The organism is Edwardsiella piscicida (assembly GCF_001896205.1).
GTDB lineage: Bacteria > Pseudomonadota > Gammaproteobacteria > Enterobacterales > Enterobacteriaceae > Edwardsiella > Edwardsiella piscicida.
The window spans coordinates 331,417-356,288 of record NZ_MPNU01000001.1; the positions used below are offsets into that span (position 1 = coordinate 331,417).

Annotated in this window: 22 protein-coding genes; 14 read left to right on the plus strand and 8 right to left on the minus strand. The window is 59.9% G+C overall.

The window, feature by feature from the left end:
- From BRD58_RS01455 to dinF, 4 genes are all read left to right on the plus strand, one after another.
- Positions 1–939: ATP-binding protein (locus tag BRD58_RS01455; RefSeq protein WP_139263911.1), on the plus strand; the 939-nt coding region annotated here is incomplete at its 5' end.
- The gene (dpiA, locus tag BRD58_RS01460) at positions 932–1,618 is read left to right on the plus strand and encodes a two-component response regulator DpiA (protein WP_012847107.1); all 687 of its coding nucleotides are present in this window, start codon (positions 932–934) and stop codon (positions 1,616–1,618) included. The genes BRD58_RS01455 and dpiA, both read left to right, overlap by 8 nt.
- Before the next feature lie 120 nt (positions 1,619–1,738).
- Positions 1,739–2,347 (plus strand): transcriptional repressor LexA, encoded by a 609-nt coding sequence (gene lexA / locus BRD58_RS01465; RefSeq protein WP_012847108.1) that lies wholly within the window; start codon positions 1,739–1,741, stop codon positions 2,345–2,347.
- A 155-nt stretch (positions 2,348–2,502) separates the two neighbouring features.
- Positions 2,503–3,834 (plus strand): MATE family efflux transporter DinF, encoded by a 1,332-nt coding sequence (gene dinF, locus BRD58_RS01470; RefSeq protein WP_015460735.1) that lies wholly within the window; start codon positions 2,503–2,505, stop codon positions 3,832–3,834.
- 16 nt (positions 3,835–3,850) lie between these two features.
- Here the strand turns inward: dinF and zur are convergent, their stop codons facing one another.
- Positions 3,851–4,324, minus strand: a complete 474-nt coding sequence (gene zur, locus BRD58_RS01475) for a zinc uptake transcriptional repressor Zur (RefSeq protein ID WP_015460736.1) — start codon at positions 4,322–4,324, stop codon at positions 3,851–3,853.
- A 441-nt stretch (positions 4,325–4,765) separates the two neighbouring features.
- Between zur and BRD58_RS01480 the strand changes: the two genes are divergently transcribed.
- The 6 genes from BRD58_RS01480 (at position 4,766) to alr (ending at position 10,288) form a co-directional block, all read left to right on the plus strand.
- Entirely contained in the window at positions 4,766–5,437 is a 672-nt protein-coding gene (locus BRD58_RS01480) for a hypothetical protein (protein ID WP_012847111.1), read from the plus strand.
- Positions 5,438–5,575: 138 nt separating this feature from the next.
- A complete protein-coding gene (gene dusA / locus BRD58_RS01485; protein ID WP_045474796.1) occupies positions 5,576–6,613 on the plus strand; it encodes a tRNA dihydrouridine(20/20a) synthase DusA in 1,038 nt (345 codons plus the stop codon).
- Positions 6,614–6,776: 163 nt separating this feature from the next.
- Positions 6,777–6,989 carry an envelope stress response protein PspG gene (pspG, locus tag BRD58_RS01490; RefSeq protein WP_012847113.1) on the plus strand — a complete coding sequence of 71 codons (213 nt, stop codon included), beginning with the start codon at positions 6,777–6,779 and terminating at the stop codon, positions 6,987–6,989.
- A gap of 88 nt (positions 6,990–7,077) precedes the next feature.
- Complete coding sequence (locus BRD58_RS01495) at positions 7,078–7,461, plus strand: NirD/YgiW/YdeI family stress tolerance protein (RefSeq protein WP_015460738.1); 384 nt, start codon at positions 7,078–7,080, stop codon at positions 7,459–7,461.
- 181 nt (positions 7,462–7,642) lie between these two features.
- Positions 7,643–9,055: a replicative DNA helicase gene (gene dnaB, locus BRD58_RS01500; RefSeq protein ID WP_012847115.1), complete on the plus strand. Its 1,413-nt coding sequence runs from the start codon at positions 7,643–7,645 to the stop codon at positions 9,053–9,055.
- A gap of 141 nt (positions 9,056–9,196) precedes the next feature.
- Positions 9,197–10,288, plus strand: coding sequence for an alanine racemase (gene alr, locus BRD58_RS01505; RefSeq protein ID WP_073381440.1), 1,092 nt, complete (start codon positions 9,197–9,199; stop codon positions 10,286–10,288).
- A 72-nt stretch (positions 10,289–10,360) separates the two neighbouring features.
- Here alr and yqhD read toward each other — a convergent pair whose 3' ends face one another.
- Positions 10,361–11,518, minus strand: a complete 1,158-nt coding sequence (gene yqhD, locus BRD58_RS01510; protein ID WP_073381446.1) for an alcohol dehydrogenase — start codon at positions 11,516–11,518, stop codon at positions 10,361–10,363.
- Between the two features lie 209 nt (positions 11,519–11,727).
- Here yqhD and BRD58_RS01515 point away from each other — a divergent pair, with 209 nt between their 5' ends.
- Together BRD58_RS01515 and BRD58_RS01520 are read left to right on the plus strand one after the other, a co-directional pair.
- Entirely contained in the window at positions 11,728–12,639 is a 912-nt protein-coding gene (locus BRD58_RS01515) for an AraC family transcriptional regulator (protein ID WP_015460740.1), read from the plus strand.
- Positions 12,640–12,697: 58 nt separating this feature from the next.
- Complete coding sequence (locus BRD58_RS01520; protein WP_073381448.1) at positions 12,698–13,987, plus strand: alpha/beta fold hydrolase; 1,290 nt, start codon at positions 12,698–12,700, stop codon at positions 13,985–13,987.
- Between the two features lie 46 nt (positions 13,988–14,033).
- On the opposite strand, the gene BRD58_RS01525 is transcribed toward BRD58_RS01520, so the two are convergent.
- Positions 14,034–14,666, minus strand: a complete 633-nt coding sequence (locus BRD58_RS01525) for an outer membrane protein (protein ID WP_012847123.1) — start codon at positions 14,664–14,666, stop codon at positions 14,034–14,036.
- A 934-nt stretch (positions 14,667–15,600) separates the two neighbouring features.
- Here BRD58_RS01525 and sodC point away from each other — a divergent pair.
- Positions 15,601–16,128, plus strand: a complete 528-nt coding sequence (sodC, locus tag BRD58_RS01530) for a superoxide dismutase family protein (RefSeq protein WP_012847125.1) — start codon at positions 15,601–15,603, stop codon at positions 16,126–16,128.
- 59 nt (positions 16,129–16,187) lie between these two features.
- Here the strand turns inward: sodC and narI are convergent, their stop codons facing one another.
- From narI to BRD58_RS01555, 5 genes are read right to left on the minus strand one after another with little or no spacing between them, the layout of a single operon-like run.
- Complete coding sequence (gene narI, locus BRD58_RS01535) at positions 16,188–16,868, minus strand: respiratory nitrate reductase subunit gamma (protein WP_012847126.1); 681 nt, start codon at positions 16,866–16,868, stop codon at positions 16,188–16,190.
- Positions 16,869–16,878: 10 nt separating this feature from the next.
- A complete protein-coding gene (gene narJ, locus BRD58_RS01540; RefSeq protein ID WP_073381451.1) occupies positions 16,879–17,535 on the minus strand; it encodes a nitrate reductase molybdenum cofactor assembly chaperone in 657 nt (218 codons plus the stop codon).
- A gap of 3 nt (positions 17,536–17,538) precedes the next feature.
- A complete protein-coding gene (narH, locus tag BRD58_RS01545; RefSeq protein WP_012847128.1) occupies positions 17,539–19,059 on the minus strand; it encodes a nitrate reductase subunit beta in 1,521 nt (506 codons plus the stop codon).
- 26 nt (positions 19,060–19,085) lie between these two features.
- Positions 19,086–22,757 carry a nitrate reductase subunit alpha gene (locus tag BRD58_RS01550; protein ID WP_073381453.1) on the minus strand — a complete coding sequence of 1,224 codons (3,672 nt, stop codon included), beginning with the start codon at positions 22,755–22,757 and terminating at the stop codon, positions 19,086–19,088.
- 18 nt (positions 22,758–22,775) lie between these two features.
- The gene (locus tag BRD58_RS01555) at positions 22,776–24,158 is read right to left on the minus strand and encodes a NarK family nitrate/nitrite MFS transporter (protein ID WP_014524159.1); all 1,383 of its coding nucleotides are present in this window, start codon (positions 24,156–24,158) and stop codon (positions 22,776–22,778) included.
- Positions 24,159–24,505: 347 nt separating this feature from the next.
- Here BRD58_RS01555 and BRD58_RS18055 point away from each other — a divergent pair, with 347 nt between their 5' ends.
- Positions 24,506–24,667 (plus strand): hypothetical protein, encoded by a 162-nt coding sequence (locus BRD58_RS18055; RefSeq protein WP_162467507.1) that lies wholly within the window; start codon positions 24,506–24,508, stop codon positions 24,665–24,667.
- The last annotated feature ends 205 nt before the right edge of the window (positions 24,668–24,872 follow it).

The following is a 24,872-nucleotide window of genomic DNA, read 5'->3' on the forward strand; positions in this document are numbered from 1 at the left end:
ATTGCGGTCGATCCTGACGGACAGATCACGGCAATAAATCGCAATGCTCGCAAAATGCTGGGGCTAAGCGCGCCGGGTCGCCAGTGGCTGGGGCAGCCGATAAGCCAGGTGGTTTCGCCGTCGGGCTTTTTCACCGATCGCATCAATGAAGATCGGCGCGATGCCATTCTCACCTTTAACGGGCTGAGCGTGATAGCCAACCGGGCGACCATCCGCTCCGACGACGGCGATACGCTGCTCGGCGCGATTATCAGCTTCCGTAGCAAGGATGATATCAATACGCTTAACGCCCAGCTGACCCAGATCCGTCAGTATGTCGACAGCCTGCGCACCGTGCGCCATGAGCACCTCAACTGGATGTCGACGCTAAGCGGGCTGCTGCAGATGAAGGAGTACGATCGGGCGCTGGAGATGGTGCGCGGTGCATCGCAGGCGCAGCAGCAGCTGATCGACCGCCTGCGCGATGCGTTCAGCGACAAGGTGGTCGCCGGGCTGCTGTTTGGTAAAGTGCATCGGGCGCGCGAGCTGGGGCTGACGCTGACCATCGTCGACGGCAGCCAGCTGCATGCGCTGCCGGCGGGGCTGGACAGCACGGAGTTTGCGGCGGTATTGGGCAATCTATTGGATAATGCCTTCGATGCCAGTTTGAAGAACCCACAGGGGGGCGGCTGCGTGGAGGTCTATCTGTCGGATGAGGGCAGCGAGGTCATCATTGAAGTGGCCGATCAGGGCTGCGGCGTCCCGGATACCCTGAAAGACAAAATTTTTGAGCAGGGCGTGAGCACCAAGGCGGAAGAGCCGGGGGAGCACGGCATTGGCCTGTACCTTATTGCCCGCTATGTCGGGCGTTGCGGAGGCACCATTACGCTGGAGGACAACCAGCCCTATGGCACTCTATTTTCTGTTTTTATCCCGAAGGTGAAGAGTGAACATGAATAAAATCAATATATTAATCGTCGAGGATGAAACGCCGCTGGCTGAGATGCACGCGGAGTTTATCCGCAATCATCCCTGCTGCGGCCAGCTGTGGCTGGCCGGCAATCTGGCTCAGGCCCGGGCGATGATTAAAAGTTTTCACCCGGATTTGGTGCTGTTGGATAACTATTTACCGGATGGCGTCGGGGTGCATCTGCTGCATGAGCTGACCCAGCAGCGCTATCCGGGCGGGGTGGTGCTGACCACCGCCGCCAGCGACATGGACACCGTCTCCGAGGCGGTACGCAGCGGCGCCTTCGACTACCTGATCAAACCCATCGCCTACGAGCGCCTGGGGCAGACGCTGGAGCGCTATCAGCAGCGCAACAGCATGCTCAGCGGGCATCAGAATGCTAGCCAGCGTCAGATAGACAGCATGTATAACGCCTATGCGCGCGGCGACAGCAAAGAGGATCTGCCGGTCGGCATCGATGCCCTGACGCTGGAGAAGGTGCAGGGGTTGTTTGTGGACGATACGGTACGCCATACCGCCGAAAGCGTGGCGCAGAGCCTGATGCTGAGCCGTACGACGGCGCGGCGCTACCTGGAGTTCTGTGCGGCGCGTCAGCAGATTGTGGCGGAAATCGTCTATGGCAAGGTGGGCCGTCCGCAGCGTATTTACCGAGCGCAGGGGAAAAGCTGAGCGCCGTCTGGCGGCGGCGGAAAGCACGCCGGGGCCGGCGTTTTGTGTATTTCGCGGTTTTAAATTATCCGCTACCTGTATATACTCACAGCAAAACTGTATAAACGAACAGGGGGCGGAATGAAAGCACTTACGGCCAGGCAGCAGCAGGTCTACGATCTGATTCGCGATCATATCGAACAAACCGGCATGCCGCCGACGCGTGCCGAGATTGCCCAGCGCCTCGGTTTCCGTTCACCCAACGCCGCCGAGGAGCACCTGAAGGCGCTGCAGCGCAAAGGGGTGATCGAGATTGTCTCCGGCGCGTCGCGCGGTATCCGCCTGCTGATGGAAGATGAGACGGGGCTGCCGCTGATTGGCCAGGTGGCCGCCGGCGAGCCGCTGCTGGCGCAGCAGCATATCGAAGGATTTTACCAGGTCGACCCGTCGCTGTTTAAGCCCAGCGCCGACTTCCTGCTGCGGGTCAACGGCATGTCGATGCGCGATATCGGTATCCTGGACGGCGACCTGCTGGCGGTGCACAAGACCCAGGATGTCCGCAACGGTCAGGTGGTCGTCGCGCGCATTGAGGATGAGGTGACCGTTAAGCGCCTTAAAAAACAAGGGAATATGGTGCAGCTGCTGCCGGAAAATAGCGACTTCCAGCCTATCGTCGTCGATCTGCGCGAGCAGAACTTCACCATTGAGGGGCTGGCCGTCGGCGTGATCCGCAACGGCGACTGGATCTAGGCTGTACCCCGCCCCGGAGCGTAGCGCCTCTGCGCCTCCAGGCCAGCGCGTTACCCCGGCCCCCACCCCGCGATCCTTCGGCTCGCGGGGTCTTTTTTTTTGCGGCGTCAGCGCGCCGCGCCGGTGCGATCCGGCCCAACGATGAGAGCGATGTGATGCGAGGCTTTTTCCAGGAAGACAAGGCGCTGTGGCGCCTGGCGCTGCCGATGATTCTGTCGAATGTCTCCGTTCCCCTGCTGGGTATCGTCGACACGGCGGTGATCGGCCATTTGGACTCGCCGGTTTATCTGGGCGGCGTGGCGGTGGGCAGCATGGCCACCACCTTTTTGTTTATGCTGCTGCTATTTTTGCGCATGAGCACCACCGGGCTGTGTGCCCAGGCGTTTGGCGCCGCCGATCGCCCGGCGCTGGCGCGGGCGTTGGTGCAGCCGCTGATCATGGCCCTGCTGGCCGGGGTGGGCATCATCCTGCTGCGTCAGCCGCTGAGCGCGCTGATGCTGCAGATCGTCGGCGCCGAGGCCGCGATACAGACGCAGGCGCAGCTGTTTATGCAGATTCGCTGGCTGAGCGCGCCGGCGACCCTGGCCAACCTGGTGATTCTGGGCTGGCTGCTGGGGGTGCAGTACGCCCGGGCGCCGGTGCTGCTGCTGATCGTCGGCAACGCGGTGAATATCGCGCTGGATCTGTGGCTGGTGGTGGGACTGGGCTGGAAGGTGGCCGGTGCCGCCTGGGCGACGGTGATTGCCGACTATGTCACGCTGCTGATGGGGGTCGCGCTGCTGCTGCATGTGATGCGCCTGCGCGGGCTACGTCGGGCGCATTTCCGGCGCGCCTGGCGTGGAAACCTGCGCCGCCTGCTGGCGCTGAACCGCGATATCATGCTGCGCTCCCTGCTGCTGCAGCTGTGTTTTGCCTCGCTGACGGTGATCGGCGCGCGGATGGGGGCCGACGTCGTGGCCGTCAACGCGGTGTTGATGAATCTGCTGACCTTTACCGCCTATGCGCTGGATGGCTTTGCCTATGCCGTCGAGGCTTACTCCGGTCAGGCCTATGGCGCCCGCGACGCCTCGGCGCTGCGTCGGGTATGGCGCGCCGCCTGCCGCCAGGCGGGGGCGGTTGCACTGCTGTTTGCGCTGGCCTACGGCCTGTTTGGGCGCGATATCGTCAATCTGTTGACCTCTTTGCCGCAGGTACAGTCTCTGGCGCTCGACTACCTGCCTTGGCAGGTAGTGCTGCCGCTGCTGGGGGTGTGGTGTTACCTGTTGGACGGCATGTTTATCGGTGCGACGCGCGGGGCCGATATGCGTAACAGCATGGCGGTAGCGGCCCTGGGATACGGTATGACGCTGCTGAGCATACCGTGGTTGGGTAATCACGGGCTGTGGCTGGCGCTGGCGGTGTTTTTGACGCTGCGCGGCCTGTCCCTGTGGCTGATCTGGCGCCGCCGCTGGCGCGCGCAGCGCTGGTTCCCCGCCGGGGCGGCGTAGTCCGCCGCCGATGGCGTTAACGGGCCGACGTTGCGCCGTCGGGCGCCTGGGCACAGGCGTGACACAGGCCATGGGCCTCGATGACGCTGTGCTGCAGGGTAAAACCGGCCTGCTGCGCCAGCGTTTCCAGCTGCTGCTGCAGGAGGTCGGCCGAACGCTCATGAACCTGGCCGCAGCGGTGGCAGATAAACAGGGCTGAGGTGTGACACGGCTCATCGAGATGGTGGCACATCACATAGCTGTTGGTCGATTCGACCTTGTGGATAAAACCCTGCTCCAGCAGGAAATCCAGCGCCCGATAGATGGTCGGGGGCTTAGCCTGGGGCTCGGATACCCGTAGCAAATCCAGCAGATCGTAGGCGCTGATGGCGCCCTGCTGAGCGGCCATCAGGCGCAGCACCTCCATCCTCTGGGGCGTCAGGCGGACATTGCGCTGCCGACAGATCTGTTCTGCCTGGGCCAGCAGTCGCTGCAAAGTGGGGGTGGTCATGGTCGCGGTTCCCTGCCAATAGTGTGACGCCATTTTACCACAGTTAGCGCGATGCCCCGAAGCGCCTCGCGGCCGCTTCGGCGTCGGTCCGTTGTTTAAACCTTGTTATTTTATCATCTGAAATACATATCGACGGCAGACGCTGACGTACGGAGCGGGTAATTTAGCCCTGCGCTGCTCACCGTTGGCAATGGATCAGGCTGTGATGCGAACGCGCCCATTCGATAATTACATTAGTCGTATATCTCTAAGCGAGATAATAAAAATAACTAATATTTAAAAGTAATAATGATTCACCGGTCCGTAGAGATAAAAATATAAACAACAAAAATATATAATGCCGCGCTTTTATAAAAATAACTTTTATATCAACGCCGTCGTAGGGACACTGCGTAAAACTGAGCGCGCGCGATATCGGTCTCAGGGAAGGGTAAAGTAGACATGGATCTTATTTTAGCGATCGAACACTGGCCGCTGCGTCAGGCGATAGTGGCGCTGTACCGGCGGCAGTTCACCATTATTTCGCTGCCGGACGCGGTTCCGTTTTCCCCCCGCATACTCAGTGCGCTGCAGCGGACCGGCAGTCTGCTGGTGACGGATCGGCAGCGTAATCATTTGCTGCAGACCGTGGAGAGGGTGCGCCGTCATAGCCTGACGCCGGTGATCATCATTAATCGGCGGGAGAGCTATCTGACTCAGCTGATTGCCCGTTTTTTTAATAACGCCCACGCGCTGAGCTACGATGGGTTTTACCGCCATATTCAGCGGCGGACGTTTCATCCGCTGGATCTCTATTTTCTGCCCTATTCGCGCGGCGCGCCGGACGCCTGCTGGGGCGCCGGCGAGACGGTGCACGCCCGGCTAAATGCCTTTGGCCTGATGACGCTCTACCAGCGCGGGGTCACCCTGCGCGAAGCCGCGGTGCTGCTCAGCCTCTCTTACCATAACAGTACGGCCATGACCGCTCGCCTGCTGGGGATCCATGAGCAGGCGGTGGTGTACTGCAAGCGAACGCTGGGAAATAAGCTGGGGCTGGACCATAACCGGCCCGACTTTATCAGCCATATTTTCCTCTCGCCGGGCGCGCGGCAGGGGGCGCGTGCGACGGAGTAGGGCGTAGCGCGGGGGAAGGGCCCGATGTGCGCTTTTTGCGCGCAGGGCAGGTATGCTAGAATCGCCGCCCCGTGCGCTACCCGGCGCGACGGTGGGTAAATGAGGCACATCTATCATATGGGATACGGCGAACAAGCAATGACTCAGGCAGCACATATTGAACAAGCGACGGGCGCCCGCGGGCGGGATCAGGCGGGTGTATTCCCCTCACAGCGGTTCTCCATCGCCCCGATGCTGGATTGGACCGATCGCCATTGCCGCTATTTTCACCGATTGCTGAGCCGTCAAACCCTGCTGTATACCGAAATGGTGACCACCGGCGCGATTATCCACGGTAAGGGTGACTATCTGGCCTACAGCGAAGAGGAGCACCCGCTGGCGCTGCAGCTGGGCGGCAGCAACCCGGCCGATCTGGCCCGCTGCGCCCACCTTGCCGAAGCGCGCGGCTACGATGAGATCAACCTGAACGTAGGCTGTCCGTCGGATCGGGTGCAAAACGGCCGCTTTGGCGCCTGCCTGATGGGCGAGGCGCAGCTGGTGGCCGACTGCGTGAAGGCGATGCGCGATGTCGTTTCGATCCCGGTGACCGTAAAGACCCGCATCGGGATCGATGCGCAGGATAGCTACCCGTTTCTGTGCGATTTTATCGGCACCGTGGCCGGTCAGGGGGAGTGCGATACCTTTATCGTCCACGCACGCAAGGCGTGGCTGTCGGGGCTGAGTCCCAAGGAGAATCGCGAGGTGCCGCCGCTGGACTATCCGCGGGTGTATCGCCTCAAGCAGGATTTTCCGCAGTTCACCATCGCCCTTAACGGCGGCGTAAAGCGTCTGGATGAGGCGCTGACGCACCTGCAGCACGTCGACGGGGTGATGATGGGGCGCGAGGCCTACCATAATCCGGGCATCCTGGCCCAGGTCGATCGTCAGCTGTTCGATGCCGACGCGGCGGTGCCGGACAGCGTGGCGGTGGTGCGGGCGCTCTATCCCTATATCGAGCGAGAGCTGGCGCAGGGGACCTACCTGGGCCATATCACGCGTCATATTCTGGGGCTCTTTCAGGGGATCCCCGGCGCGCGCCAGTGGCGCCGTCACCTGAGCGAGAACGCCCATCGCCCGGGCGCCGGTATCGACGTCGTGGAGCAGGCGCTGCGCTTCGTGGATCGCCGCGCTGAGTAATTTGACCAACAGTTGGTGATTTTCATCACAATCGATACCCCTCTGCCAGCGCGATGTCGCTGGCATTTTTATTGAATCAATGGGTTAACGCTGTTTTAAACATTGGCATGGATTTTGGATATTCTCGGAGAGACCGTCGTCGTGACGGAATGGAGAGAAGTCGATGCTGGAAGTGATGTTTGTCCTGGCTTTTTTTATGATGCTGCTGCTGACCGGCATATCGCTGTTGGGGGTGATTGCCGCGCTGGCCGTCGCGGCGCTGTTGCTGGTATTTGGCGGGCTGTTTGTCCTGGTCATCAAGCTGCTGCCGTGGCTGGCCTTGGCGATCGTGGTGGTCTGGCTGTACCGCGCGCTGCGAAAACCTGCGTCTTATTAACCACATTTCCTCATGATTTACTTAATAATTTCTTAAGATCTTATTGTAAAAATAGCGGCTCAATACCACGGAGAGTAAGGAGCCATATATGTATAAAAAAGGTGCTGTATTATTGGTCTTATTATTGAGCGTGCATGCTTACGCTGGATTCAACGGGAGCGCCGCAGGCTATGGCTCCGGGGGATTCTCTGGGCCGGCGGCGGGGGCCGTGAGCACCGCAGAGATTAATGGGTATACGTGGATGCAGGACGATAAGCCGGTCGTGTTAGAGGGGCAGATCGTCCGTAGCCTAGGCGGAGAGCATTACGTATTCAGCGATGCGAAGGGTGACACCATGGTTGAAATTGATAACGATGAGTGGCGGGGGATTCAGGTCACGCCGCAAAATCGCCTGCGTTTGTATGGAACGGTGGATAAGGAGATGGCCGAACGGATCAGCGTCGATGTCGATCGGATCGAGATCCTGCGCTAAGCCTCCGGAGCCATGGTCACACGGGCTCCCGTTTGAATTTTATCGCCCCATATGCCATATGGGGTGGTATATCCCCCCCTGTTCCTCCCGATGAACGCCTATGACTTATCCATGCGCCGGGCGTCGGCATTGGTTATACTGTCGCGCGTCACAGGCTCACAACAGGTAAAGCATTTCCACTATGGCAGGAAACAATCCCGGCAGTAAATCCCGCGAGGCACCCCGCGATCGCCAGATGGAGGGGCTTAAGCTGCCCCCGCACTCTCTGGAGGCTGAACAGTCCGTTCTCGGCGGCCTGATGCTGGATAACGAACGCTGGGATCATGTGGCCGAGCGGGTGGTCTCCAATGACTTTTACAGTCGCCCCCATCGCCTGATCTTCGGCGAGATGCAGCGCCTGCTGGAGCAGGGGCGCCCAATCGATCTGATCACCCTGTCGGAGTCGCTGGAGCAGCAGGGACACCTGGATAGCGTCGGCGGCTTCGCCTATCTGGCCGAGCTGTCCAAGAATACCCCCAGCGCCGCCAACATCAACGCCTATGCTGATATCGTACGCGAGCGCGCGGTGGTGCGGGAGATGATCGCCGTTGCCAATGAGATCGCCGACGCCGGCTACGATCCGCAGGGGCGCAGCAGCGAAGATCTGCTGGATCTGGCCGAGTCTCGGGTGTTTCAGATCGCGGAAAACCGCGCCAGTAAGGATGAGGGACCGAAGAGCATCGACCGCATCTTGGAAGATACGGTGTCGCGTATTGAGCAGCTGTACCAGCGTCCTCACGACGGGGTGACGGGGGTATCGACCGGCTACCAGGATCTGGACAAAAAGACCGCCGGGCTGCAGAAGTCTGATTTAATCATCGTGGCGGCGCGTCCGTCGATGGGTAAGACCACCTTCGCGATGAACCTGTGTGAAAACGCGGCGATGACGCAGGAAAAGCCGGTGCTGATCTTCAGCCTGGAGATGCCCGGCGAACAGATCATGATGCGTATGCTGGCGTCGCTCTCCCGCGTCGATCAGACCCGTATCCGTACCGGGCAGCTGGACGATGAGGACTGGGCGCGGATCTCCAGCACCATGGGGCTGCTGCTAGAGAAGCGCAATATGTATATTGACGACTCCTCTGGCCTGACCCCGACGGAGGTGCGTTCGCGCGCGCGGCGCATCTTCCGCGAACATGACGGCTTAAGCCTGATCATGATCGACTACCTGCAGCTGATGCGAGTGCCGTCGCTGTCGGATAACCGTACGCTGGAGATCGCTGAGATCTCCCGCTCGCTCAAGGCGTTGGCCAAAGAGCTGCAGGTGCCGGTGGTGGCCCTGTCGCAGCTGAACCGTTCATTGGAGCAGCGCGCCGATAAGCGCCCGGTCAACTCCGACCTGCGCGAGTCCGGCTCTATCGAACAGGACGCCGACCTGATCATGTTCATCTATCGCGATGAGGTCTATCACGAAAACAGCGATCTGAAGGGCATTGCCGAGATCATCCTTGGCAAGCAGCGTAACGGCCCTATCGGGACGGTGCGTCTGACCTTTAACGGTCAGTGGTCGCGTTTTGATAACTACGCGGGCCCGGCCTATAACGATGAAGACTAAGCGCCCGATGCGCGCGGCGCCACGGGACGCATGCGCCCAAGGCGGATCGCACGCTCGGCCCGTGGGACAATTTCATGAGCCGGGCGCCGTGCGCCCGACCCGATATCCAACCAAGCTCATTAATGGAACCAAGGAAGCAACATGAAAGCGGCAACCGCCATCATTGATCGCCGCGCTCTGCGACATAACTTTCAGCAGATTCGTAAGTTTGCGCCGCACAGTCGCCTTATTGCCGTGGTGAAGGCCAACGCCTACGGGCATGGCCTGCTGGAGACCGCCAAAATCCTCCACCAGGCCGACTGCTACGGCGTGGCGCGCATCGGCGAAGCGCTGATGCTGCGCTCCGGCGGGATCGTCAAGCCGATCCTGCTGCTGGAGGGCTTTTTCTCCGCCAGCGATCTGCCGGTGCTGGTGGCCAATAACATCGAAACGGCGGTACACAGCGAAGAACAGCTGCAGGCGTTGGAGAATGCCCGTCTGGAGCGCCCGATTAAGGTATGGATGAAGCTGGACACCGGCATGCATCGCCTTGGGGTGCGCCCGGAGCAGGCCGAGGCGTTTTATCGTCGCCTGTGCACCTGTCCTAACGTGGCCCAGCCGGTAAACTTTATGAGCCACTTCAGCCGCGCCGATGAGCCGGAGTGCGGGCGCACCGAGCAGCAGCTGGCCTGTTTCGACGATTTTGTGCAGGGGAAAGCGGGCGAGCAGTCTATCGCCGCCTCCGGCGGGATCCTGCTGTGGCCGCAGTCGCACCGTGACATGGTGCGGCCGGGAATTATTATGTACGGCGTCTCGCCGCAGGCGGATCTGTCGCTGGCGGCCGATCACTACGGGCTGCAGCCGGCGATGACCCTTCAGTCTAGCCTGATCGCGGTGCGCGAACATAAGTCCGGCGAGCCGGTGGGCTACGGCGGCGCCTGGGTGGCGCAGCGTGATACCCGTCTCGGGGTGGTGGCGATAGGCTACGGCGACGGTTATCCGCGCAGCGCACCGTCGGGCACGCCGGTGCTGATCAATGGCCGAGAGGTGCCGATCGTGGGGCGGGTCTCCATGGATATGATCTCGGTCGATCTGGGGCCGCAGGCGGCGGATCGCGTGGGCGATAATGTGATCATGTGGGGACCGGGGCTGCCGGTTGAAAAAGTGGCCGCCTGTACCGGTATCAGCGCCTATGAGCTGATCACCAAGCTGACCTCACGCGTTGCGATGGAATATATCGGCGAAGAGGCGTAGCGCGCGCCGCTGACGCCTCAACGATAGCGCGGGCCGGCATTTGCCGGCCCGCTCTGTTTGTTGCGCGCGGGATCAGCGGGCCGCGTGATAGATCTGGCGGCTCTGCTCCAGCGTGATGTCGCCGTGCTCGCCCAGGGCGGTCATGCGGTGCTCCTGCAGCTTATCGAGCAGCGCCGGAATGGTGCTGCCGTCCAGGCCGTAGTCGCTCAGGCGAGTTTTTACCCCCATCTGCTCAAAGAAGGCTCGCGTCGCGGCGATGGCGGCGTCAATGCGCTGCTCGTCGCTGCCGCTGTGGATATTCCAGACCCGCTCGGCGTACTGCAGCAGCTTGGCGTGTTTTTTATCGCGCTTCAGCTGCAGCACGTTGGGCAGCACGATGGCCAGGGTCTGGGCATGATCCAGCCCGTGCATGGCAGTCAGCTCATGGCCGAGCATATGGGTAGACCAATCCTGCGGAACCCCGGCGCCGATCAGCCCGTTGAGCGCCATGGTGGCACACCACATGATATTGGCGCGCACCCCATAGTTTTCCGGCTCCTGCAGCGCTCGCGGACCCTCTTCGATCAGGGTCTGCAGCAGTCCTTCCGCGAAGCGATCCTGCACGCGGGCATCGACCGGATAGGTCAGATACTGCTCCACGATGTGTACAAAGGCATCCACGACCCCGTTGGCGATCTGACGCGGCGGCAGGGTGTAGGTGACCTGTGGATCCAGCACGGCAAAGCGCGGCATGACAAAGGGGGACATAAAGTGCAGCTTATCACCGGTTGCGCTGCGGGTGATCACGGCGCCCATATTCATTTCAGATCCGGTGGCAGGCAGGGTGAGAACCACCCCCATCGGAATGGCGCGGGTGACGTCGCTGCCGACGGTTTCCATGATGTGCCAGGGATCGCCGACGTAGTCTGCGGCGGCGGCGATAAACTTAGTACCGTCAATGACCGAGCCGCCGCCGACGGCGAGCAGGTAGTCGATCTTCTCGTTATGCACCATCTCCACCGCCTGCATCAGGGTTTCGTAGTGGGGATTCGGCTCAATGCCGCCAAACTCGAAGACGTGACGGCCGTGCAGGGCGGCGTGCACCTGATCCAGTACGCCGTTACGTTTAATGCTGCCGCCGCCGTAGGTGATCAGGACGCGCGCCTGCGGCGGAATTTCATCGCGCAGGTTGGCAATCTGATCTCGGCCGAACAGAATTTTGGTCGGGGTGTGAAGAACAAAGTTTTCCATGATGCAACCCTCACTCATATACCTAAAAAGCATGAATATGTTCGGCGTCAGCGCCGGTATGAAATTTGAGTGCTATTGTGGGCGCATTGCGCCATCGGCTCAATGCACATTTCTGTAGGTTGTTTGCCTATTCCTGCAAAAAACTGTAGAAAAATATGTTAAACAGGCAGAATAATTGCCAATTAAGTTGGTTGTATGGAGACCACCGCATGGTTATCGACGATAGATGGAAACAGTTGGCCGCACAGGTTCAGCGCCTGCATCAACAGCCGGGGGTCAAGCCCTCGCCGGTCGAGCATGTTAACCTCATCTATGTCAACGCACATCAACCCCGCACGCCGGTCATGTATCAACCCAGTCTGATCATTATATTGCAGGGGCGCAAAGTCGGGTATCTGGGGGAGCGGGTGTTTCACTATGACCCGAGCAATTATTTGCTGATGACGCTGCCGTTGCCCTGCGAATGTGAGACCTTTGCTTCGCCGCAGGAGCCGTTGATCGGCCTGGCGCTGCGGGTTGACGTGCAGATGCTGCAGGATCTGCTGATGGATATCGGCGATGGGATGCGTACGGCGGTGCGCCCGCACGCCGATGGGGTACGCTCGGTCGCGTTGGACGATGCCATGCTGTGCGCCTGCGAGCGCCTGGTGGAGGCGATGGAGGATCCCCTACATGCGCGGGTGCTCGGCCCGCAGATCGTTCGCGAGATGCTGTTCCACGCCCTGTGCGGGGCGGGCGGCGACGCCCTGCTGGCGCTGGCCAGCCGCCATAGCCACTTTAGTCAGATAGCCAAGGCGCTGCGCCTGATTGAGCAGAACTATGCCAGCAGCCTGAACGTCGACAGGCTGGCGCAGTCGGTCAATATGAGCATCTCGTCGTTTCACCACAACTTTAAGGCGGTGACGGCGACCTCGCCGCTGCAGTACATTAAATCGTATCGGCTACATAAGGCGCGCATGATGATCCTGCACGATGGGCTAAAGGCCAGCACGGCGGCGAGTCGGGTCGGCTATGAGAGTCCGTCGCAGTTTAGCCGTGAATACAAACGGTTTTTTGGCAATACCCCCAGCGATCAGGCCAGCCGCTACCGCAGCGGCGGACTGCGCATCGCGGAACTGTGAGTCTGGACAGACCGATACCCGTCGGGAGAGTGGTCTGCATGCCAAGGAGTGTCGACAGATGATTGAACGAGCGTTTTTAGTACCGGGGATGGCGGTGCGGGAGTTCAGTACCGAGGTGCCGTTGAACTGGCGCGACCCCAGCGACGGGCGGCGGCTGACGCTGTTTGCCCGCGAGCTGTGCGCCCCGGGCCGCGAGGCGGATGAGATGCCCTGTCTGCTGTTCCTGCAGGGAGGTCCCGGCGGCAAATGCCCGCGCCCGACCTCCCACAGCGGCTGGCTGGCGGAGGCGCTGCGCGATTACCGGGTGATCCTGATGGATCAGCGCGGCACCGGCAACAGTAGCCGGATCGAGGCCAGCGTCCTGCGCGATATGACCCCAGAGCAGGCGGCGGACTACCTGAGCCACTTCCGCGCCGATGCCATTGTGCGCGACGCGGAGCATCTGCGACTGCGCCACTTTGGCGGTCGGCGCTGGACGACGCTGGGGCAAAGCTACGGCGGTTTTATTACGCTGACCTACCTATCCCAGGCGCCGCAGGGGCTGCATGCCTGCTATATCACCGGCGGTCTGCCGGCGATAGCGCCGGATGCCACTCGGCTGTACGAGGCGACCTATCGTCTCGTGGCGCAGCGCAATCAGCACTTTTTCACCCGTTATCCGCAGGCGCGCGAGCAGCTCGATCGTATCGTGGCCCTGCTGCGTGATCAGGCGGTATATCTACCCGACGGCGATCTGCTCAGCGTAGAGCGCCTGCTGACGCTGGGGCTGGATATGGGCATGAGCGAGGGCTATGAACGCCTGCTGTGGCTGCTGGATGAGGCCTTTAACCAGGAGGGGGAGCTGAGCGATACCTTCCTGAATCAGGTGATGCAGCGCAGCGGTTTTGCCGACAATCCGCTGTACGCGGTGCTGCATGAGAGTATCTATGCCGATGCGGACAGCGGTGCGACCCGCTGGGCCGCTCAGCGGGTGCGCGACGACCTACCGGCGTTCTCTCCGGAGCGGAGTTCGCCGCTGCTGACCGGCGAGATGATCTACCCGTGGATGTTTGATCAGATGCAGTCGCTGCGTCCGTTTCGCGCGGCGGTAGAGCTGCTGGCCCGGCGTGAGACGTGGCCGGCGCTGTACGATGCCGCGCGTCTGCGCGACAACGACATACCGGTGATGGCGGCGGTGTATTATCACGACATGTATGTCGACGTCGGTCTATCGCTGGAGAGCGCGGCGCAGATCGGCAATCTTCAGACCTGGATCACCAGTGAATACGATCATAACGGCCTGCGCGTAGCGCCGGTGTTTCGGCGCCTGCGGGACATGATGGCCGAGCGCGGCGTCGCGACCGAATAGCAAAACGGCTCCCATTGGGAGCCGTTGGTTTTCGCGACCGAACCACTTAGAAGTAGTAGTTCACACCCAGCGTAACGTCATGGGTCGTCACTTTGGCCTGGGAGTTACCGGCGCTGGCTTTGCCTGCGTCCAGGTATTTGTAGCCCAGATCCAGATCCAGACGCTCGTTAACGTTGTAGATCACACCGGTGCCGACGCTCCAGGCAAAGTTGTTGCTGTTGCTCTGGACGTTGTCGCCGTTCATGTCGTTTTTCAGGCTGACGTTAGCATAACCGATACCGGCGCCGACGTACGGGGTGAACGGGGTACCGGTTTTAATGTCATAGTAACCGTTAACCATCAGCGTCTGCAGACCCAGACGGCTGTCGTTGGTCTCTGCGGCATCGTTGGTATGGCTAGAAGTGGCGTTAGCGCGGAAGGTGTAGTCCAGCTCGGCGCGAACCGGCAGGCTGAATTGGTTTTCGAAGTTATAGCCGAAAACCAGACCGGCGTTACCAACGCCTTTGTTATCGTTGCTCATGCCATTGCCGTTAACATCTTTCTGATCGAACAGATGCTCGGCGCTGATACCCATTTTGGCACCGGCATAGTAACCGGTGTTGTTGATGCCTGCGGCGTTGGCCAGAGTAGCGCCGGAGACCAGACCTACGAACAGGGCCAGTTTAGTGAATGCTTTCATGATGGATTCCTGATTATCAACTATCGCGTGACAGAGGACCTATCGGGTGACCTGTGTCACAAAAAAAGAACACGCGGCATAATGATAGCCAGCAATGAAGAAAATTTGAATTTATTTAATATGAATAAAATCAAAGGGAAAAATAAAATTGTATCGAATGTTTTCCATTCGTTGAAAATAACATGAGAAGCGCGGGAGAGAACGCGATAAAAATGGTTTACGGGCGCTCACTATTTATCCTGCTGGTTGCGTTGCCAAGGCGTAGAAATATGCACTGGTTAGCTTCTTAGAGAATTAAAATAAATCCCGATATAACTTATAAAGCTGAGTTAGTCCATCTTATCGCCAGGCTAACGTTTATTTTTGGCGGTGATGGGGGGCATTCCTCTTATTTTCTCTGTCGGCGCGGCGCCTCAGCGCGCAGCGGCAGAGCGTCTCAGCGCTCCCGCGAAGGGAGCTGATGCCAACCTCGGCGAACGTACGGCTTGCCGATCAGATAGGTGCGCTTTGCTCGGCCGGTCTATTGCCGTCGCTGAGCACGAGTAGCCATACGTTTATTTTTCATTTGTCCAATACCTATTTCTTTCTGTTTTAAGCAAGTATAGAAAAATAATTTCTTGTGTCTCGCGGCGTGGACCCCGATTCCATTTTTCCTCACCTGATAGCGCAGTAAGGGGGTATGGGCGTGCGCCGAGTAAAGCAACTCATATTCGGAATATTCTTGGCGTTGAGCCGAAAAAATAACGACGCGGCTCTTTTTTATCTGTCATTTCATAGCGTCACATTGACCGGCGTCGCGTGAGGGTGGACGCGGGTAGAGTGACTTTTGTCACCCTTATGTCAATACGGCCTGTTTTTTGTTAGTAAACGGTTTTTTTTTGTTAGCATGAAAATGGACTGCAGAGATTACATGAGACAATATGGAGATAACGATATGAAAAAAATGAAAATATTGGTACTGGCCACCGCGTTGATGAGCGGGGCTGCCTACAGCGCCTCTGAGTCGATAACGCTGTATGAAGCGGGGCCGCAGGGGGCGGGGCCGGCGATCGGTGAGGTGACGGTCAGCGAAACGCCCTATGGTCTGCTGTTTACGCCCAGCCTGCACGGTCTTCCGCAGGGGATCCACGGTTTTCATGTCCATGAAAACGCCAGCTGCCTGCCGGGCGTCAAAGAGGGTAAACCGGTGCCGGCCCTGATGGCCGGTGGCCACTGGGATCCCGAGAAGCGCGGTAAGCATATGGGGCCCTACAGCGATGCCGGGCACCTGGGCGATCTGCCGGGACTGGTGGTCAATGCGGACGGTACGGCAAACTATGCCGTGCTGGCGCCGCGTTTGAAATCGCTCTCCCAGCTGAAGGGACATGCGCTGATGGTGCACGTCGGCGGCGATAACTATGACGATCATCCGCACGCGCTGGGCGGCGGCGGGGCGCGTATGGCCTGCGGCGTTATTCAGTAATGCGGACGGCGGCGTCAGTGGGTTGAGGGCTGGCGCCGCGTCGGGGCGGAGAAGCGCGTTTAGCGCAGGGTTTTAACGACCTGGCGTCGCCGCAGGAGATAGCCCAGCGGCAGGCTGCAGATATGCACCAGGCGAGTAAAGGGGAAGATCAGGAAAATGGTCAGCCCCAGCACCATATGCACCTTGAACAGCCAGTTGACCTCTTGCAGATACTGGGCCGGATCGGGACGGAAGGTCACGATCCCCTGGCTCCAGCTGATCAGGTTTTGCAGCGTGGCGCCGGAGGGGTGCAGCAGATCGACCGGGATCGTCAGCATGCCCAGGCAGATCTGGATCGTCAGCAGGATCAGGATCAGCTTGTCGGAAAACGACGAGGTGGCGGCGACCCGGGCGCAGAAGAGGCGGCGGGCCAAGAGCATCAGCGCGCCGATCAGTAGCAGGGTGCCGAAGAAGCTGCCGGCGATCAGCTCCAGGATCTGATGCGTCTGGCTGGAGATATAGGCATCATACCAAGAGCGTGGCGTCAGCAGTCCGGCCACGTGGCCGAAGAAAACCCCCAGCATGCCGACGTGAAACAGGTTAAGCGCATAGCGGCTATAGCGCCCGTTGGCCATCAGCAGCGAAGAGCCGCTTTTCCACGTGTATTGGCCATAGTCGAACCGATAGAGGCACCCCAGCAACAGCACCGTGATGGCGATATAGGGGTAGATGTTGAATAAAAAATAGGACAGTGCGGACATTCAATCCTCCTTATCGCTCAAGATCCAGGTAGTGAACCGGCGCCGGGCGGCCCTGGGGCATATCGGGGAGCTCAACGCGGGCCGGAGCGTGTGCGCGATCCCACTCCGCATCGATCGCCGCCGTCGGCGTGCCGTCGGCCTCTGGCACCAGGCCATCGGTCTCTCTGCCGGCCAGCTGCAGTAGCAGCTGAAACAGCACGCCGTACATACCGTCGTGGGTGCGGCGATACAGAATCTCCGCCACCTCGGCAATCTGCGTCAGGATACGCCGGCCCTCCTCAGGCTGCTGCTGTGACCGCAGATAGGCAAACTCCAGCACCATCGGCAGATAGTCGGGCAGCTCCCGCGGCGCGGGCTCCAGCGCGGCCTGGCGATAGTGGCTCAGGATATTAACCATCGCCTGTCCGCGGTTTTTAGACTCGGCCAGCTGGTGCTCACACAGATACAGGGCGCAGCGGCGGGTATGATCGAACTGCGCAATGTAATCGCTTTGACGGCTTGCCAGCGGGGCCTCCCAGTAATGGGCGATAAACGCCTGCAGGCGCTTCTGCTGCGCCGCCGTCATTTCGCGACACTGCGGCAGCGCGGCCTCCAGCTCACCGCGCGCCTGCCACAGCGCCTCATCGGGGTAGTCCAGCAGGCGGGCCAACATTAACAGGCTCAGCATGGCTTACTCCTTGCTATGGGTGTTGATCACCAGGCGATCGTCGGGGCGATAGCCGGTGAGGTTGGTACCGTCGGTATCGTGGGGCGTATTGAAGCTGAAGCCGCAGCTACCGTGCTCAATATATTCGCGATCGCTTCCCGGGCGATGCATCCCGGTGGGGATCACGAAGCGTTCATGGTACGGCGCCAGCGCCAGAAGGCGGTACATGGCCTCGGCCTGTGGAGCGCTGAGATCGGCCTGCTGCAGCCACTGCGGCGCCTGTGGACTGAGCAGGCTGCGGCGGTAGTGACGCAGGGCGATCAGGCGGGTCAACGCCGCCTCTACCGGCTTACGGTTACCGGCGCACAGCAGGTTGGCCAGGTAGTCGATCGGAATACGCATCTGCGCGAGCTCCGCCAGGCGGATATCGTGGGGCTCGGCCAGGCTGGCGTCATCGAAGCGGATCGGCGACAGGGGCGGCACGTACCACACCATCGGCAGCGTACGGAACTCCGGATGCAGCGGCAGCGCCAGGCGCCACTCTTTAATCAGGCGGTAGACCGGCGAACGCTGGGCATGCGCCAGGATCTCATCGCTGATGCCGTCGCGGCGGGCCTGTGCCAGGATGTCCGGATCGTTGGGATCGAGGAAGATCTTCATCTGCGCGTCGTACAGCGCCTGCGGATCCTCTTCTGCTGCCGCGGCGGGGATCGCCTCGGCATCGTACAGCATGACGCCGATATAGCGGATACGTCCGACGCAGCTCTCGGAGCACAGGGTTGGCAGTCCGGCCTCGATACGCGGGTAGCAGAAGATACACTTCTCCGATTTCCCGCTTTTCCAGTTGTAGTAGATCTTCTTGTAGGGGCAGGCGCTGACGCACATGCGCCAGCCGCGGCACTGATCCTGATTGATCAGCACCACGCCGTCTTCGGCCCGTTTATAGATGGCGCCGCTGGGGCAAGAGGCGACGCAGGCCGGGTTAAGGCAGTGCTCGCACAGCCGCGGTAGGTACATCATGAAGGTCTGCTCAAACTGGGCATACAGCTGCTTGTCCAGCCCATCAAGATTGCGGTCGCCCTGACGGACGCGGGCTTCGCCGCCCAGGTCATCCTCCCAGTTGGCGCTGCCCTCAATTTTCTCCAGCGTCTTACCGGTGAGCAGCGAATAGGGGCGCGCCGTCGGCTGGTGGCGTGCGCCGGCGGGGGCGTTGTGCAAATGCGCATAGTCGAAGGAGTAGGGTTCATAGTAGTCCCCTACCGCCGGCATATGCGGATTGGCGAAGATTTTGGCCAGCAGGCTGAGCTTGCCGCCCATGCGCGGCGTCAGCTGGCCGTTGACTCGCTGCCAGCCGCCGTGCCACTTATCCTGATCCTCCCAGTCGCGGGGAAAGCCGCGCCCCGGCTTGGTCTCAACGTTGTTGAACCAGCCGTACTCAATGCCCTCGCGGCTGGTCCAGACGTTTTTGCACACCACCGAGCAGGTGTGGCAACCGATGCACTTATCGAGGTTTAGCACCATGGAAACCTGTGCACGAATTTTCATTTTTTTCTCCCTCTTCCCGATCGGTTTCAGTCCCACTCCACCCGGTTAAGCCTGCGAATAATCACAGTTTCATCCCGGTTGGAGCCGATGGTGCCGTAATAGTTGTAGCCCCATGACAGGTGGGCATAGCCGCCGATCATGTGGATCGGGTTGGGACAAATCCGGGTAATGGAGTTGTGGATCCCACCGCGCTCCCCGGTGACCTCCGACAGGGGCATGTTCAACGTACGCTCCTGGGCGTGGTACATCAGCGCCAGCCCGGCGGGAATGCGCTGGCTGACCACCGCGCGCGCCACCATGGCGCCGTTGCCGTTAAACAGCTCGACCCAGTCGTTGTCGGCGATGGCGCCGCGCTGCGCATCGTGCTCGCTGATCCAGATGAGCGGGCCGCCGCGCGACAGGGTCTGCATGATCTGGTTGTCGGTATAGGTGGAGTGGATCCCCCATTTCTGGTGGGCGGTGCCAAAGTTCAGCACCAGCTCCGGCTGCCCGTTGGCCGTATGTTCGCGTACGCTGCGGCAGCTTTGGGTATCCAGCGGGGGTTTATAGCAGGCGAAGCCTTCGCCGAAGGCCTGCATCCAGGCGTGATCCTGATAGGCCTGCTGACGGCCGGTCAGGGTGCGCCAGGGGACGGCGTGGGTGATGTTCAGGCTGCCGGCGGTGTAGGCGTGCCGATCGCTGTCAATGCCCGACCACAGCGGGCTGGCGATCACCCGTCCCGGCTGGCGCTGAATATCGGCGAAACGGTAGTGCACGCCTTTCTTGTCGGCGGCCAGGTCGGCTATCTCTTGCTGACCGGTTTTGGCGGCCAGATCGTGCCAGGCGCGATCGGCGACCTGGCCGTTGGTTTCCGGCGCCAGGGTGAGAATGGTCTCCAGCGCCTGGGTAGCATCCTGCATGTTGGCACAGGGGCCGACGCCGTCCAGCGTCTCGCTGCCGTGACGCGCGCATAGGCTGTCGATCTCGGGGCGGGTGTCCCAGTGAACGCCCTTGCCGCCGTTGCCGTGGGCCGCCAGCGCCGGGCCGAGGTGGGTATATTTAAAATAGGTCTGCGGATAGTCGCGCTCCACGACGGCGATGGCGGGCGCGGTTTTCCCGGCGACAAAGGTCTGTGGATCGTTTTTCCAGTCGCTGACGCCGCAGGCCTGGCCCAACTCTGCCGGTGAGTCATGCAGCAGCGGCGTGAGCATGACATCGCGCTCTTTGCCCAGGTGCCCCGTGCACAGAGCGGAGAACTGCCGGGCGATCCCTTTGAAAATCTCCCAGTCCGAGCGCGCCTCCCACATGGGATCGATGGCGCGGGTAAAGGGGTGAACGTAGGGGTGCATGTCGGTACTGCTGAGGTCCTCCTTCTCATACCAGGTGGCCGACGGCAGGATCACGTCTGAATAGAGACAGGTCGTGGACATCCGGAAGTCGAGCGTCACCAGCAGGTCAAGCTTGCCCTCGACGCTGTCGCGCCAGGCGACCTGCTGCGGCAGCGGCAGCCCCTTTTGCTGCAGATCCTGCTCCATGACGCCGTGGCGGGTGCCCAGCAGGTGTTTCAGAAAGTATTCATGCCCTTTACTGGAGGAGCCGAGCAGGTTGGCGCGCCAGACAAACAGTACGCGCGGATAGTTTCCCGGCGCGTCGGGATCTTCGCTGGCGATGCGTAGGGTGCCCTGTTTCAGCGCCTGCGCGACCTCGGCCTTGACGTCGCCGTCCGCCGCCTCGGCGGCCAGCGTGAGCGGGTTGCGATCCAGCTGAGGAGAAGAGGGCAGCCAGCCCAGGCGTTCGGCGATGACGTTGAAGTCGATCAGGCTATGGGGGAACTGGTCACGCTCGGCCAGCGGCGACAGCAGCGTATGGGCATCCACGTTTTCATAGCGCCACTGGCTGGTGTGATTGTAGAAGAACGAGGTGCCGTTCATCAGGCGCGCCGGGCTTTGCCAGTCTCCCGCCAGGGCGACCGGCGCCCATCCGGCCAGCGGCCGCAGCTTTTCCTGACCGACATAGTGCGCCCAGCCGCCGCCGTTGACGCCGATGGTGCCGCACATCATCAGCACGTTGATGATGCTGCGATAGGTCATATCGCTATGGAACCAGTGGTTGATCCCGGCTCCGACGATGATCAGCGAGCGGCCATGGGTTATGCGGGCGTTGGTAGCAAACTCCTGCGCCAGACGGATGATCTGCTGGCGCGGTACGCCGGTAATGGCCTCGGCCCAGGCCGGAGAGCAGGGCGCATCTTCCGCGGGGATCTCTCCCGCGCGCGGGCGCAGGCCGTAGTGGGCCAGCATCAGATCGAAGACGGTGGCGACGGCGACGCGCTCGCCGCGGGTCGTGGTGATCCAGTGCACCGGCACCTGACCGAGGGTATAGCGGTCGTTGGCGTTGTCATGGCTGAAGTCAGGCTGAACGACGCAGACCTCGTCTTCTCCCAGCGTCTGCAGGCTAAGCAGCGGATCGATGGCGGCGCCGCTGAGGGCATCCTGCTGTACGGTGTTCCACTGTCCCCCCTGATCCCAGCGAAATCCCGCCGAGCCGCGGGGAATGACTATCTGCTGTGAATCTTGGTCGAATGCCAGGGTTTTCCACTGGGCCAGCGGCTGGTCTTGCCACGTCGCCAGATCGGCGGCGCGCAGGTAGCGTCCTGATTGATAGGTGTTTTCTTGGCCGGTGCAGGGCGTCAGCATCACCAGCATTGGGAAGTCGGTAAAGCGTTTGGCATAGCGGATAAAGTAGTCGCAGGGCTGCTGTAGGTAAAACTGCTGCAGAATAACCTGGCCTAATGCCAGCGCTAGCGCGGCATCGGTGCCGGCCCGCGGCGCGAGCCACTCATCGGCGAACTTGCAGTTTTCCGCATAGTCGGCGCTGACGGCCACTACCTTGGTGCCGTTGTAGCGTGCCTCGGTCATAAAGTGGGCGTCCGGCGTGCGGGTTTGCGGCACGTTAGATCCCCACATCACTAAATACTGTGCGTTATACCAGTCGGCGGACTCCGGCACGTCGGTCTGTTCGCCCCAGGTTTGCGGCGAGGAGGGCGGCAGATCGCAATACCAGTCGTAGAAGCTCAGGCAGGTGCCGCCGATCAGCGACAGGTAGCGGGAGCCGGAGGCGAACGAGAGCATGGCGTGAGCCGGGATCGGCGAAAATCCGGCGACGCGGTCGGGGCCAAAGCGTTTGACGGTGGCGACATTGGACGCCGCGATCAGCTCGTTGGCCTCTTGCCAGGAGACGCGGACTAGGCCGCCCATACCGCGCTCGCGCTTATAGCGCTGGCTCAGCTCGGGGTTGTCCAGAATGGCCTGCCAGGCGTCAACGGCGTCGGGGTGCTGCGCTCTTTGCTCACGCCACAGATCCAGCAGCGCCCTGCGCATCAGCGGGTATTTAATCCGGTTGGCGCTATAGATATACCAGGAGTAGCTGGCGCCGCGCGGGCAGCCGCGCGGCTCGTGATTTGGCAGATCGATGGGCGTTTCCGGGTAGTCGGTATACTGCGTCTCCCAGGTAATCAGCCCGCTTTTCACGTAGATTTTCCAGCTGCAGGAGCCGGTACAGTTCACCCCATGGGTGGATCGCACCACCTTATCGTACTGCCAGCGGCTGCGGTAGCTCTGCTCCCAGTCGGAGCTGTCCTGCAGGTAGAGCTCATGGGCATTGGCGGCCATGGGCTTGCCTGCGGTGAAGTAGCGGATCTTTTTCAGAAAGGTACTCATGTCCGTTTCTCCCGACGATTAATGGTGCCTTCCATAGGACAGCCAGGTGACGCCCATGCACAGCAGGTAAAAGACGCTGAAGCAAACCAGCGGCAACAGCACGGAGTGGGTCAGGGTAATCGCGCTGCCGAAGGTTTTGGGAATGATAAAGCCGCCGAAGGCGCCGATGGCAGAGGTAAAGCCGAGCGCCGCAGAGCTCATCACATCGGCATACTGATCGACATGTTTCCCCTGCATCCCCTGTTGCTGCGCCTCCTGCGCGGATTTCTGATGGAAAATCTGCGAAATAAGCTGGAAGCTGGAGCCGCTGCCGAGGTTGGTAAAGATAAACAGCCCCATGAAGACGATGTAGAACAGAATAAAGGAGCCGCTGCTGTGCTCGCTCGGCAGGGTCGGGACGATCAGCAGGCTGAAGATAATCATGAAGAAAAAAGCCACCTGCGTGATGCGATAGCCGCTAAATTTATCGGAAAGCCGACCGCCGATGGGACGGGCGATGGCGCCCAGCAGCGGGCCGACAAACGCGTAGTCGATGATGTCGATATCCGGAAACTGGGTCTTGGTCAGCAGGGCAAATCCCGCGGAGAAACCGACAAAAGAACCGAAGGTGGCCAGGTAAATCAGGCTGGTTATCCAGGTATCTTTCTTACCCAAAATGACGAACTGGGAAGAGAGCGATGACTGCATACCCGCAATGTCGTTCATCATGAACCAAGAGAGCAGGCAGGCGATAATAATAAAGGGAACCCAGAGGAAGGCCGCATTTTGTAGCCAAATCATCGTATTATAATCAACATGCTGCGGCGCGCCGCCCAGGCTACCGAACAGGCCGATGCCGATGACCAGCGGGACGCACAGCTGCACGACGCCGATCCCGCCATCGCCCAGCCCGCCGTTGATCCCCAGGCCATAGCCCTGCAGGCGTTTAGGGAAAAAGAAGCTGATATTCGCCATGCTTGAGGCAAAGTTACCGCCCCCGATACCGCACAGGATGGCGATACAGGCAAACGAATAGAACGACGTCTGCGGATCTTGAATTGCGAAGCCCAGCCAAATGCTGGGGATCAGCAGTAGCGCGGTGCTGATCGTGGTCCAGCGGCGTCCGCCAAAAATGGGAACGACGAAAGAGAACGGAATACGCAGAAGGGCACCGGAGATCGAGGGTAAGGCCGCCAGCCAGAAGAGTTGATTGGTCGTAAAATCAAATCCGATGTGATTAAGCTTGATAACGACAGAACTGAATACCATCCAAATACAGAACGCCAGTACTAGACAGAATACGGAGACCCATAGATTTCTTTTTGCAATGCTGTTTCCCGTTGCGTTCCAAAAGGTTTCATCTTCAGGATCCCAATTTTTTAATACGCGCGCGTTTTGGCTCTCTAACGGTTGATTACTCATATCGACACCTTTTTTTTGCATATCGATGATGCTTTTAGTCTGTGAAGCCGCGTAACAACCTGTTTAGCTGCGAGCAGACCTGCCCACGCTCAGCGCCGCCCATTTATGTTTCCCCGACTTATCCGTTTCACAATATCGCGTTATACCGATGATTACAAAGTGACACCCATTTATGAAATAGCATAGATAGCGGAATTAGCCAGTGAGAAAAACAGTTATAATTTCAGTATGTTGATTGAGGGTAATGGGGTTCTACTCCAGCGTATAATTCGCATGGGCTAACTGAGTGATTATATTAGGGTAAAATCATTGCCGCTGGATAAGCAAAGCAAATGCTTGGTTATTCAGTGGCTGATATCGATATAGTACGGCGCGATATGGCAGCTTTTCTTTCCGCACAGATTGATCAGAACAGCGCCGTGACTCTGAATAAAAGAGATATTAATGAAAATAAGAATTATTATTTTTTTGCCATAGATGAGTGTGGCGTCATCAGCGATATCCAATGAATCCGAGCGATCATCGGGGAACGGGGTACAGATAGGGTACCGCCTTTGTATTTCGCTACCCACGGTAGCGCCCTCCTTCCGTAATCTCTGTGACCCCTTTCACAGGATCTCCGCAGAGTAGGTGAATCGCGCCGTCATGATGAATCAGATACAGATAGCGCGATTAGTTTACAAATAGTTTCGGATTGTCACTGTCGCCAAGAGT